The sequence below is a fragment of the Fontibacillus forbon genome (genome assembly GCF_046559655.1).
In the GTDB taxonomy this organism is placed as follows: domain Bacteria; phylum Bacillota; class Bacilli; order Paenibacillales; family Paenibacillaceae; genus Fontibacillus.
This window is the reverse complement of sequence record NZ_JBKGFV010000001.1, coordinates 1,161,990-1,174,386: the sequence shown is the minus strand read 5'-3', so window position 1 is coordinate 1,174,386 and position 12,397 is coordinate 1,161,990. Positions and strand designations below refer to the sequence as shown.

Genomic DNA, 12,397 nt, shown 5'->3' with positions numbered 1-12,397 from the left:
TCAGTCTATAAATGTTATGATCAAAATCAGAAAAATCGAGGAGGAGAGCAAGGACATGTAGAAAATTAAAATTTTTTTGATCTTTCCGGACTGTTTGGTCTATAATAAAAAGGGGGGGTTAATTGATAATGAAGTATCTTCTGCAATTAATAACTTCATGGGGAGGCGGATAAGCATGGCGAGAAGCAAGGAATTTGACACGACACAAGCATTACATAAAGCGACGCAAATATTCGGGCATTATGGGTATGAAGGTACTTCCCTTCAAATATTGCTCGATGGTTTGGGGATAGCGCGTCAAAGCCTGTATGATACATTTGGCACCAAACAAGAGCTGTTTACAAAGGCAGTCCACCATTACCTGAATGAAAAATCATCCGCGGTTGTCAACTATCTGCAACAGCAGAAGTCCGTTAAACAAGCGATTAGTGTCATTTTCAATGAGATCGTTACAACGCTTCAAGATGCCGATCGGCGAATGGAATGTTTCATTCTGCACAGTGCGATTGACCAGGTACCACACAATCCGGAAATCGCATTGTTGTTCGAAAAGGATAAAGCGCTATTGGAACAAGCCTTCTTCGATGCATTAGTTCGTGCCCAGCGTAACGGTGAAGTGGATCGGGATAAGGACTTGCACTCGCTAGCGCAATATTTGTATCATTCACGGTATGCCTTAACACAAATTGCCAAGTTGACATCAGATGTTCAAACACTAAATCATTTTGCTGCATTTACTCTCGCGGTTTTGGAGCATTAATTTAAGTTAGAGGCGGCATTGAGTCGCTTCATTATTTTTCTCTATTCTAGAATGTTTAGTCAAAAATTTTTAATCAAATTGGACTAATCGGTCCATAATAGGAGAGTTGTTAATAGTGAATACCAAGCGTTTTAAAGGGTTAGCATTACTCATTCTCGCCATCTCACAGCTGATGTTGGCGCTTGATTATACGATTATTTTTGTTGCCATGCCTTCTCTGGGAAGTGAATTGGGATTTTCAGCGAACAATCTACAGTGGGTTGTTAGTGCATATTCGCTTATTTTTGGTGGGTTTCTACTGATCGGGGGGCGTCTTTCAGATCTTATTGGGCGTCGACGCATGTTTGTTGTAGCAATGGCGTTATTCGGATTAGGTTCGTTACTTGGAGGACTTTCCGATTCTCAAATCATACTGATTGCGGCTAGAGGCCTCCAGGGGCTTGGGGGAGCGATGTTATCACCAGCCACGCTATCGCTTATTATGTCTAATTTTGCAGAGGGTGCTGAGCGAAACCGCGCAATGGGAGTATGGGCTTCAATGGGCGGAGTAGGAATGTCTCTTGGGCTGCTGCTAGGGGGAATCCTTACAAGTTACGTGGGTTGGGAATCGATTTTCCTCGTTAATGTACCTATTGCACTATTGGCAATTATCCTTGCTCCGATCGTACTAGCAGAAAGCAAAATAAAATCCCAAACGAAGCATTATGACGTTGCTGGCTCAATTTCTGTGACGGCGGCTATGCTGCTGATTGTTTACTATTTGATTCAAGCACCTGTTGACGGATGGTTCAACATATTCACATGGCCATTCGCTCTGCTTGGTATTTTACTGCTGCTGGCCTTCGTAATGATTGAACAACGCTCCAAGGAGCCTCTGCTTCAGTTTAAGTTGTTCCGCAACCGAAATTTGACAGGAGGAGCTTTGATTGCCTTTTTGTTCTCAGCTTCCTTCGGCTCGTTATATTATTTTCTGACGCTATACACGCAAGGGGTACTTCATTATTCTGCGATTGAATCTGGATTAAGTTTTCTCCCTTTAACACTCAGTGCTTTCCTGGGGGCAAGGCACATAAACCGTGTACTGTCTTTTGCAGGTGTATCCGGTACGATCGCTATCGGGATGGGGCTTGGTACATTGGGTTTACTGCTGCTCACCCCGATATCGCCTTCTGGTAATGCGTGGGGAATCATTCCGGGAACGGTTATTGTTGGTTTGGGTCAAGCCCTTGTATTTACGACGATGTTTATTGCAGGCGGAACAGGGATTGAGCCTAAAGATCAGGGCGTAGCTTCCGCAATTATCTCTACGGGCCAACAAATCGGTGGTGCTATTGGACTGGCGGTGATTATGGCCATTATTTCTGCAAGTCTAGGCTTTAACACGACGCTGGAATCGATGCACCCTGCAGATTTGAATTCTGCCATCCAGACTGCCTTTTTCATCTCGGCTGGCATTACGCTAATAGGCATTTTCTCAGCCTTTCTTACACTTAAGTCTAATGAGGGGAAGTCGAATGACCAAGCTTCAGTGTAATCTTTTTAAAATCGCAGAGGATCAGTATAAGCAGCTTTACTACTCGTGCTTTAAGTTTATTTCATAAAAGGAGAACAAGATTAGATGATGAATCAACGAAAGATACTTATTACAGGCGGAAAAGGAAAAACAGGAACGAGAATCTCCAAAAGACTGGACCAATTAGGATATTCGTATATCAGTACTCTTAGGAACCCTAAAGACATAACAGACCCGATAAAAGAAGTACATTTCGACTGGTACGACAACTCTACATTCCTTCCGGCTTTACAAAATGTCGATCGAGTTTATCTGGTCGCACCTGTAGGGGATTTTGAACCGATAAATACCATGAAACCTTTTATTGATTTAGCGTTGGAACAGGGAATAAACCGTTTTATTCTACTCAGCAGTGCATCCATACCGGAGGATGGGCCAGTACTTGGACCAGTTCATCAATATATAAAGAAGGTAGCCCCAGAATGGGCTGTGCTCAGGCCTTCCTATTTCATGCAGAATTTCACAGAAGGTCAACACGTAATAACCATAGCTCAACAAAATTTAATTATCAGTGCTGCAGGGCAGGGCAACATTGCTTTTGTGGCAGCTGAAGACATTGCAGAAGTCGCTTTAAGAGCACTTATCGATGATGAAGCCCATAATACGGAGCATATTATTACAGGACCGGATCCGCTTTCATATGATGACGTCAGCCGCTTTATTAGCGAGGTAACGGGGAGGAGCGTCGTCCACAAATCAATTTTAGATGAACAACTAACCAATAGTTGGTTAGAAGCAGGGCTAAGCATGGAATACTCTGTTTTCATGGCGGATCTGGATCGCAGAATACGTGAGGAAGGCGCGGAAGAAATAGTTACTGATACAGTACGAAGGGTAAGTGGGAAAGATCCTGTTTCCTTCCTTCAATTCGCAAATAAAAATGCAGGTGTTTGGAGGCTTGCAGATACCCCATTTAAGATTGATTAATCAAAATCCAGGTATATTAAAGATAGAATACAGCAGTCGCCAAATTGAAGGATTGTCGGTCTGGATTTGGCGATCCTATGGTATTCCTGTTAGAAGTCGCCTATACGGCGGCTTTTTTGTTTTAAGGATCAAGGAAATATGTATGTGAGCTAACGGGTAGGCAAACCGCAGTGAGCACACAAGTGGAACATGTTGGTGGAGGGCAAGAACATAATCCCATAAGAGCCCGCGCCATCACGGATTTGCTGTTTTAGGGACCAAGTTCTTGTCCTTTTCTATGGAATCCGCGTTGTTCATTACTACGGAGTGTTACATCCGGTTTCCGCTTTTGACCGTGCCTAAGCAAGGGGAGACTGTGGCTTGAGGAAAATGAGATTTTGGAAAATTGTGGGTTAAAGTAGGGGCAAGTTTTAGTATAATGGGTTACAAGCGGAGAAAATTTATTTTTTCTAAGGAGGTGGTTGTATGAGTGAAAGCGATATTAGTGATATTACCTCGATTATAAAACCAAAAATTAGAAGGAGATGCTTTTATGAGTTACAACCCCGAAATTCCAAGAAGCCGATATGATAACTATGGTGACCGTGAATGGACACGTCTTGAAAAAGATGGGCATGGCGAACTTTTATATCAGGTACATCTTGATATTTTGAAGCGTTATATTAAACTAACCGATAAAGTTTTAGAGATTGGTGCGGGTTCAGGAAGATATACAAAGGATATTGTTGCAATGTGTGCTGAATTGACCGTTGCAGATATATCTAGTCATCAAATAGAGTTCAATAAGTCCAAAATGCGCGAGCTATCACTGATTGACAGAATAGAGGCATACCATGTTTTAGATGTTCTTGATATGAGTGTTTTTGAAGATTCTTCTTTCGATTGCGTTGTCTGTATAGGTGGTGTAATCAATTATCTTTTGGACAAAGAGAAAGATGGAATACAAGAAATTCTAAGAGTATTAAAATCGGATGGCGTATTGATTGTTGGGTCCATGAGTTTCATTGGCGCTTCGCTTTATTATCTTGAAGGTATAAGGTATGAAAAAGACCAATTCGGGCTTGAAGCTACAAGGTGGGTTTTTGATACAGGTGTTCAAGACGAAGAGCATTATCCAGTTGAAAGCAAGCATTACGTCCATATGATGAGAAGCACCGAAATGGATGCTTTATTTGCTCAGTTTCCTGTAAGAGTTCAAGAGAGAAGCTCCGCTGGTTTATTTACGCAAGCAGGGGATTCTGCTTTAGAAAATGCTCGCAACGACAAAGAATTTTGGAAGCTAATTCTCGAAAAAGAAATTGCGTTTACCAAATTACAGGGCACTCTTGATTGTGGAATGAATATAATCTATGTTGTGCAAAAGTTGTAATTCCCGCCACTAATAAGCATTTTCTACCGTTTCGTTTAACCGTTCTGCAGCTTATTGAAAAGTTAGAGAATCACCTCAGAACAGAAGGTGTATCATTAAACCAGTTTGACTCTGTTGCTGAATTCGAGTCATTTTACAAAAGAAGGCAGCCGGCCATGTGTGATCATCCAGGATGAAGTTGAATGGCACGAATCCCTGTCACATTTCAAAACACAAACAAGGAGCAAGATCCATAGTGATCTTGCTCCTTGTTCTACATGAGGAATAGACTGCTGTTTAATTCAGCGGCTCGGTGCCACTTTTATGATCATTCTGGATGATATAGATGTTCTAAGAAATTATTTCGTTTAAACTGGATCGTCAGGTACTTCTTTGCTTAGATTAGTGATAATTAGTTGATTTTCATTTGGCTTCTCCTCATTCGTTTATATCAAATTTAATAATTCTTTTCCCTTGGTTAGGGCCTTTTTCAAAATCCAGATGAGCTTGTTTAACCGAATCTAGCATGAATTGGTATATTTTAGAAATTTTTAATTTTAGTATTCCTTCGCTATACAAGCGGATGATAGAAGCAAGGTCTTCTGGGGAAATCAATCCCATTGTATATGTCGCCTCAATACCCATTGTGACGGCTTTATCTTTGTCTGGAACACCATTTGTAGAAGTGAGTTTTGCCCCTTTCTTTACTACTTGATAGCTTTGCTCGAGAGTAGTAGGGCCAGTTAAATTAACGACCAAATCCACATTAGAAACTAGTTTGGTAAAATCTTGGCTTCTATAATCGATTACTTCATCTATACCTAATTCCATCAAGTATTCTTTTGAATAAGAGCCAGCTGTTCCAATTACATAAGTCCCGAAATGTTTGGCGAGCTGCGCGGCCATACTACCAACCCCTCCGGCAGCACCATGGATTAGAACTTTCTGACCTGGCTCTACTTTTCCATTTGAGACAATGGCAGCCCATGCAGTGGCAGCTGTTACGTATAAGCCACCAAGAGGGACAAGGTCTAGGTCTGATGGTACTTTAGTCAGAAAACTGTTTTCGTCGAGAGTGAGATACTCGGCACTAGTGCCATTCAATGTAAGGCCAATTACGTGGTCACCAACGTGGTATTTGCTTACACCATCACCAACTGCAGTAATAATTCCAGAGAAGTCCTCACCAATCATGTGTGGAAGAATAGGTCGTAATTCTTTGGGCATAGTAGGGAAGGGGCCATTTTGCCTGATTTCAATATCTGGATCATTAACGCTTGTTGCAACAAGCTTAATCTGTATTTCCCCTTTTCCAGGAGTTGGGACGGGCTCATTGATTTCATGAAGAACATCTACAGTTCCATATTCATTTAATAAGATTTTTCTCATTATAGATTCTCCTTATTTACTATTTATATTGCATTTTTTTCGTTGTTACATACAATATATTTGATACATATTTTTTTGAAAAGTACGTTATTTTTTGATAGGTACTATCAAATATGATAGTACTGGAGGGAATATGGTAGAGAAGGATAATGAAATCGTAGATTTGAGCTGTCCTGTGGCAGATGTACAAAAGATAGTTCATGGAAAATGGTCAATGGTTATTATCTACTTTCTAGGTCAGGGCACCCTTCGATTTGGAGAAATTAAAAGGAGAGTGCCATATATTACAGAAGCTAACTTAACAAAGGAGCTTCGCATGCTTGAACAATACGGACTCGTGCATCGTGAAGTTTATAAGCAAGTACCACCGAAAGTGGAATACTATCTAACTGAAATAGGGAGAGAATTTTTACCTGTGATTGAAACACTTGCGAATTGGGCAGAAAAATACAGGGAATACAATAAAGATAGTTGATGGATATTGAGGATTATAATGAATAGAATCGAAGTATACAACGGCGTGAACAGAATGGAGAGAGCGTTCCCCTCTCTCATTGCGCTAACGGGAAACGAAAGCGCTATGATAACAGGCTTTCGGGATCATCGACAGCCTGTTCACATTTACTATGACTTCATCCGAAATGCCCGCCACATGGATATGCTGATTGTGGCTGATTTAGATCCGAGTGCGACAGACTTCAACTTCAAGTCAGACACTGGCGACAAGTGCTCCTGAGAAAGCGGCATTGCTTACCGAACAATACGGTACGACCAGCGTAGCTATGGAGATTGTTCTACAGCCAAAGCAACTGCCGCGGTAAAAGTCAAGGCAAAGGAAATCCGAGAGTAATGGGACGGAATGGCAGCCAGGAAAAGTTAAAGGAATATAATTCCGGTGCCGTGTCGGGAAGTCGAAGCTCTTTCTTTTGGGAGCGGCCCAGTAATTGAGTACACATTAACTACTGAAAAATTGGAGAAAGATGGTCATATCAAGAAGGGGAACGGGCCACGTGAACTGTAGATTGTTGAGCGGTAAAGACACAAACTGTGAATGATCCAAGTTTACTTAATCCAACAATTCAATATGATTTCGCACAATTCTCCAGGCTGTAAAAACTAAAAGGTAAGCAACATAGTAAGAAATAAATGTCCATCCTATGTTCCAACCATTGTCGTATATAACAAGATCAAATTTTAATGTAGCAAACTCCATTAATGTAGTTAATACGCTATAGAGCAAGTGAATAACTATGGGGTGAATTCCAAAAGGCTTTTTTACAATGGAATAAATAAATATCGTTCCTAATATGGCGTATAAACCCACATCTAAAGGCATTGCCGAGAGAGCTTCATACTCTTTAATTATGGGCTTGAAGTGCCAGTAATCAAAATAATAGCCAACAGTATTAATGTATATCGATATTAACGCAGAAATCGGGCTAATAACGATAAATAGTTTCGGCTGCTTCAAAGTTAGTGGGCTAACCATGAACCAAGGTAAAATAAATCCCCAAATAATGTTGTGAAACATTAGCTACAACTCCCTTTGACTACTTTCTTTAAAATCATGGTCAGAATAAATAGTCAATATTCATTGGAAAAGTGATTGTCGAAAGCTGACCCCTTGCTGAGATTGAGAAATTGAACAGAATGATGTTCAACTTGGTGGAATCAGGTACAAGCTGCGGGTTGATTAAAAGGGGTATCCAGATAAGGATTAATTAAAAAATAGCTTAATGGGGGAGTAATCATGCTGGATATGAACATTAAACGTGAGTTTTGAACTCATAGCTCAACAGGTTTCCGAATCCATAAACTCGCTCCACGAAAACTGGATTTCATATGTCGATATTCAAAAGGGTATTCTTAGGGGACCGGAAGAGCTTAAAGAGCTTTATGAAGATTACAGTGAAAAGGTAGGAACCATGTCAAAAGTTGTAGGCGGCATATGTACCATTGACTCGGTGTGCCCGACTAAAATGGCTTGCGTCGGATGTGGAGCAAAGGTTCCACGACCGGAGTTTAAAGAGGAAATAACCGCCTTCTTTAATTGGGCGGACGAGAGTGAAAAACGATTTGAACAGTTAGGCTTACTCCTTGAAGCGAAGAAGATGAAGATCGCAAAAAATAGAGCTAAAAACGAGCTTAAGGAGATCCAACTGATAGAGAAATCTCAAAGGGATGAGACATGTGCGCCGGAAATCCGTATCTCAAACAAATGTCGAAGGACAAGAACATAGTCCTTTAAGAAACCGCGGCCCGCGCGGTTTTTCTAATTTAAGGGATCAAGTTCTTGTCCTTTGCTCGAGACAAGAACTTGATCCCTTTGCCGATAATGGACAAGAACTTAGTCTCATTGCCGATTTGTTAAAGTAGAGGTAACAAGAGCTCAATAGTTACGATGGATGAGTACCTAGTAGCTGTAAATGAATCATTTCATAAGATTATCTTATTTTCTTTTCCTAAAGGCATACTACAAGAAAACAACTCCCCGCAAATATGGTAAAATTTAGGTATAGTTGGAAACATATAAAAGGAGCTGTCGAAATGACGCGAAAATCACGTTTTATGCGACCGCTGACATACACCTTTATACTGCGCAAATGGAACAGTCGACAATCGTTGTTTTTATCGTAGATGAGCTTGTCGGAAGCGGAAAAATCGAGGATATAACGGGCAATAGCGTGAGAATCGGCGGTGAGATGTTTCTTCGCGGACTGTGACGGGTGATCATACTTCGATTATGCTTGACCTATTCTATAAGAAAGTCATCAAAAATATGAACGATAATGGTGCAATATCATGAGTAAAGATTTGATTGAACGGCTTAGACCTCTTGGTGAAGGATTCGATAAAGAGCCATTCGATGCGTATAAGTTACGTGTTGCATCGAAACTGCCGAATTTTCCTGAGTGTGCGTTGGAGAGTTGGATTTATAGACACTATTCTCAAATTAACGATTATTCGTTCCTAGGGTTTGGAAAGATGGTCTTTAACGATGAGCTATGGTCAAAAGAAGATATTTTCAATAACATCAAGTCATATTACTCTGATATGATTGATTCCTTGGGGTATCAGATTTATGAACGGCATGATAAAACATGGTTGCAGAAATATATGCTTGAGCATAGGACATGGAATGTGCCTATTATTGTATACCAGAACAACTCACATCCAAACATGGGTAAACCATATCATTTGATAGAAGGTCATCTTCGTCTAAACTATTTTAGGACGATATACCGCAACGAGAAAGAGACACTGAGGGATACACATAGGCTTTGGGTGGTCACAATACCATGAGATAGGGATGATTAATAATATTTAAGTGAAGGAACGTGAGAATTCAATGGGAGATGATTCTAAAAGCAATAGAATGAATCAGAAAGATAGACGGTGTTCTGCACACGAGTGTATTTGATATGTGTATTTGATATGTGGATTAGACATTATGATGGGTCGAAATATATCGCGAGGTAAAGTATGAAGTAGAACTAAACAAAAATGATCCTCGGAATGATAGAACTCTGCGCCAGATGATGGATGGCATATTATTAGTCGGAGGACAAGAACATGTACGCTTAGCCGAAATGGACAAGAACATATAGCCATACTCGAATCATGACAAGCAGCTTTACGGATTCATTGAATTTTCAAGACATTAATACGAAGGATAATTCAACTACAAAAGGGTGATCGTTTTGCGGGGGATAGATTTTGAAGATGAAATAAAAGCAATAATCCTGTCCAAGAGAGAAGATGATTACTGGGACTTTAAGCAGCAGTATCATTCCAATAAAGCCAACCTGCTCCACGATATTATCTGCATGGCAAACAACCGTGTTGACAGGGATGCCTACATCATCTTCGGTATTGCTGATGGAACCTTTGATGTGGTCGGAGTTGAGAATGACGAAAACCGCAGAAATCAGCAACAGATGATCGACTTCCTGAAGCCCAAGAAGTTTGTTTCCGGAATCCGACCGCGAGTAGAAATGCGGACATTAATGCTGGCTGGACACGAGGTCGATGTCTTGCTTATTAAGAACAGCACCGACACACCTTATTTTTTGACCGAGGACTTCTCTGACAACGGCAGAAAGGTTCGCGCCAATCACATCTACACCCGCGTTGGCGATACCAACACCGATATAGATAAAAGTGCGGACATCAACAATATAGAGTATCTCTGGAAGAAGCGCTTCTTATTGACGCGCTCTCCCTTCGAGCAGATCATCAGGCGTCTTAAAAACAAGGATGAATGGAACCGCGATGAGGATATTTACTATAATATCTTTAATCCAGAATTTACAATCACTATGGAATATCATGCTGATGGACGGGAAATCCCACCGCAGTTCTATTCTTATGCGATGACCAATTCATCAACTATGTTTCAAATGTTGAATATCAAATATTTTGGAACGCAGTTATATGGAAGACAAGTAGCGATACTGGATGGTGGCAGGTATACGACAACCATACCCGAATGGGCTTATCTCTCGTTTGGTGAATACAAAATTCACCCTGATTATGCATTGAAATATTTCACAAAGGATAGTCCGCACTATAATTTAAACGAGTTCTTATTCGACGAAGATAATCACGAAGAGGGGTATGCCCGACGGAGGTTCTTCGAAGTCGTTTTATTGTTTGAGGACTTGCTGGAGAAGGACGCGTTTCTTAAATATGTCCATCAACATCAGGATGATTTCTTGAAAAGATTGGAAGCCCTAGACGGTGAGTGGTCTTGGATCGAGTCAAATACCCAACGAGAGCAGGAGCAAGTCTTGATCCGATTAAAAACTGGAAAAGTGCTGAATCAAATGCTTGGAAGTTTTCGAGAATCAGAATGATGGAATGATTGCGGAATAGAAGGAGGGTTTTATTTTTGCTAAATTTTACTGAATTATCCCAAGATGGTACCGACCTAGAACGGTTAGTCAGAGAGATTTTTGTCCGTGAGGGGTATGAGACTCATTGGACTGGGAAAGGTCCCGATGGTGGTCGAGATTTATTGGTTGTTGAAAAAGTGCAGGGACCCTTAAGTAAGTTTGAACGGACTTGGTTGGTTCAATGTAAACATAATGCACATTCGGGAAAGAGCATTGGAAGAGAAGAGTCAAACTCCTTAGTAACTGATTGTATGAGTGCAAAGGCTGGGGGTTACTTACTGGTTTGTACAACTGCATTGACAACTGGACTTGTTACTACTTATAGAGAATTACAGACAAATAGTAATCTAGTTATTGACTACTGGGATGAAGTTAAGCTAGAAGATAGGCTCTTAAAACCTTGTAACTTTTCTTTAATCGACCAGTTTTTCCCGAAAAGTTCTAAAATGGTAGGCTGGAAGATTCATAATACATATTATCCTTCATTCTGGACTGCTCACTATAAGAAGGCATTTTTATATCTATCTTCTAGATTAAGCGTTCATTTTAGTACCGTGCGGTTTATTACAAAAATCTATGATTATGTACAAGATGTTTTCACCGAATTGGATCTCGGCATCAAAGGAATAGATTTGCAGTTAAGGGCAATTTATTATGATGACAAATACACAAATTACTTAGCATACGTTGATTTTCTAGCAGATAAAACTGATGCACCTGATAACCCATTTGAATTATCAAGTTTAACGAAAGAGATTGAGAATACCTTTAGAGATAGCTTGTTACCTTACATGATTGAATTGGAGGAAGGAGGGGGGATTTCACTATCGTGGGATGTAAAAGCATATTTTGTTCGTGGTCATAATGATGATAGTTTCGATCCTCATGATAAGGACTTCTATGCCCCTTATATTGATAACTTTAAACAAGGGTATGGTAGATAATTGAAGGACTCGTATACTTCTAGAAGCAACAAACGAAGAGTGGGATACATGCTCTTGTCCCTTTCTCTAGAACTTGGTACTATTGCCGATTTGATATCCATTTAAACTTACCCTACATGTTTTAATTCAAACTTCGGAAAGTCGGGCGCTCCGATTGGTTTCCGGATTAATGCAACGTCCGTCGCGCCGAATGACCGCAGTCTCTGCAACTTTAGCTTCAATGATAGTGCAACGGCTCTTACGAACAGGCAATGGTTATTGGCTTGAAAGAATAGGAAACAATTGGCTAAATCTGAATCTCTCTGCAACACAAAGATGGTCAATCTTCAACAGTCAGTACCGTTAGAGGCAAGTAATCCAATCGGTGCGTCTTATGGACATTTAGAGAGATATATGAAGAGTATGGGGTTCACAATGCGGGTATGAAGGGATATAAAATAAAAAAACAAGGCAATGGCCGGCGGACTTCGACGTTCTTTTTGCTGAAGAGTGTGATGGATATGAGCTGTTACACAGTTCATTTTAATCAAACCGCTTAGTGCGAGATATAGACGAAGCTGC

Annotated in this window: 11 protein-coding genes; 9 read left to right on the top strand and 2 right to left on the bottom strand. The window is 40.5% G+C overall.

The features are described 5' to 3' along the window. Positions 1–175: 175 nt before the first annotated feature. From ACLB09_RS05430 to ACLB09_RS05415, 4 genes are all read left to right on the top strand, one after another. Positions 176–760 (top strand): TetR/AcrR family transcriptional regulator, encoded by a 585-nt coding sequence (locus tag ACLB09_RS05430; RefSeq protein ID WP_410768736.1) that lies wholly within the window; start codon positions 176–178, stop codon positions 758–760. A gap of 115 nt (positions 761–875) precedes the next feature. Further along, positions 876–2,294 (top strand): MFS transporter, encoded by a 1,419-nt coding sequence (locus ACLB09_RS05425; RefSeq protein ID WP_410768735.1) that lies wholly within the window; start codon positions 876–878, stop codon positions 2,292–2,294. Positions 2,295–2,378: 84 nt separating this feature from the next. After that, a complete protein-coding gene (locus tag ACLB09_RS05420) occupies positions 2,379–3,260 on the top strand; it encodes an NmrA family NAD(P)-binding protein (protein ID WP_410768734.1) in 882 nt (293 codons plus the stop codon). A gap of 532 nt (positions 3,261–3,792) precedes the next feature. Further along, positions 3,793–4,629 (top strand): class I SAM-dependent methyltransferase, encoded by an 837-nt coding sequence (locus ACLB09_RS05415; RefSeq protein WP_410768733.1) that lies wholly within the window; start codon positions 3,793–3,795, stop codon positions 4,627–4,629. Between the two features lie 417 nt (positions 4,630–5,046). Here the strand turns inward: ACLB09_RS05415 and ACLB09_RS05410 are convergent, their stop codons facing one another. Then, on the bottom strand, positions 5,047–5,997 hold the full coding sequence (locus ACLB09_RS05410) for an NADP-dependent oxidoreductase (protein WP_410768732.1): 951 nt from the start codon (positions 5,995–5,997) through the stop codon (positions 5,047–5,049). Positions 5,998–6,130: 133 nt separating this feature from the next. Here ACLB09_RS05410 and ACLB09_RS05405 point away from each other — a divergent pair, with 133 nt between their 5' ends. Further along, on the top strand, positions 6,131–6,472 hold the full coding sequence (locus tag ACLB09_RS05405; protein ID WP_410768731.1) for a winged helix-turn-helix transcriptional regulator: 342 nt from the start codon (positions 6,131–6,133) through the stop codon (positions 6,470–6,472). Positions 6,473–7,063: 591 nt separating this feature from the next. Here ACLB09_RS05405 and ACLB09_RS05400 read toward each other — a convergent pair. After that, positions 7,064–7,528, bottom strand: a complete 465-nt coding sequence (locus ACLB09_RS05400; protein ID WP_410768730.1) for a hypothetical protein — start codon at positions 7,526–7,528, stop codon at positions 7,064–7,066. Positions 7,529–7,769: 241 nt separating this feature from the next. Between ACLB09_RS05400 and ACLB09_RS05395 the strand changes: the two genes are divergently transcribed. The 4 genes from ACLB09_RS05395 to ACLB09_RS05380 all read left to right on the top strand — a co-directional run bounded on the left by ACLB09_RS05395 (position 7,770) and on the right by ACLB09_RS05380 (position 11,836). Continuing rightward, on the top strand, positions 7,770–8,237 hold the full coding sequence (locus ACLB09_RS05395) for a hypothetical protein (RefSeq protein WP_410768729.1): 468 nt from the start codon (positions 7,770–7,772) through the stop codon (positions 8,235–8,237). A gap of 562 nt (positions 8,238–8,799) precedes the next feature. After that, on the top strand, positions 8,800–9,300 hold the full coding sequence (locus ACLB09_RS05390; protein ID WP_410768728.1) for a hypothetical protein: 501 nt from the start codon (positions 8,800–8,802) through the stop codon (positions 9,298–9,300). Positions 9,301–9,698: 398 nt separating this feature from the next. Further along, positions 9,699–10,853 (top strand): ATP-binding protein, encoded by a 1,155-nt coding sequence (locus tag ACLB09_RS05385; RefSeq protein WP_410768727.1) that lies wholly within the window; start codon positions 9,699–9,701, stop codon positions 10,851–10,853. A 35-nt stretch (positions 10,854–10,888) separates the two neighbouring features. Continuing rightward, the gene (locus ACLB09_RS05380; RefSeq protein ID WP_410768726.1) at positions 10,889–11,836 is read left to right on the top strand and encodes a restriction endonuclease; all 948 of its coding nucleotides are present in this window, start codon (positions 10,889–10,891) and stop codon (positions 11,834–11,836) included. Positions 11,837–12,397 lie beyond the last annotated feature (561 nt).

Excerpts from the sequence above, each read along its gene's own strand:
- ACLB09_RS05430 (WP_410768736.1), top strand. The coding sequence starts at position 176 with ATGGCGAGAAGCAAGGAATTTGACACGACACAAGCATTACATAAAGCG.
- ACLB09_RS05420 (WP_410768734.1), top strand. The coding sequence starts at position 2,379 with ATGATGAATCAACGAAAGATACTTATTACAGGCGGAAAAGGAAAAACA.
- ACLB09_RS05415 (WP_410768733.1), top strand. The coding sequence starts at position 3,793 with ATGAGTTACAACCCCGAAATTCCAAGAAGCCGATATGATAACTATGGT.
- ACLB09_RS05410 (WP_410768732.1), bottom strand. The coding sequence starts at position 5,997 with ATGAGAAAAATCTTATTAAATGAATATGGAACTGTAGATGTTCTTCAT.
- ACLB09_RS05405 (WP_410768731.1), top strand. The coding sequence starts at position 6,131 with ATGGTAGAGAAGGATAATGAAATCGTAGATTTGAGCTGTCCTGTGGCA.
- ACLB09_RS05400 (WP_410768730.1), bottom strand. The coding sequence starts at position 7,528 with ATGTTTCACAACATTATTTGGGGATTTATTTTACCTTGGTTCATGGTT.
- ACLB09_RS05390 (WP_410768728.1), top strand. The coding sequence starts at position 8,800 with ATGAGTAAAGATTTGATTGAACGGCTTAGACCTCTTGGTGAAGGATTC.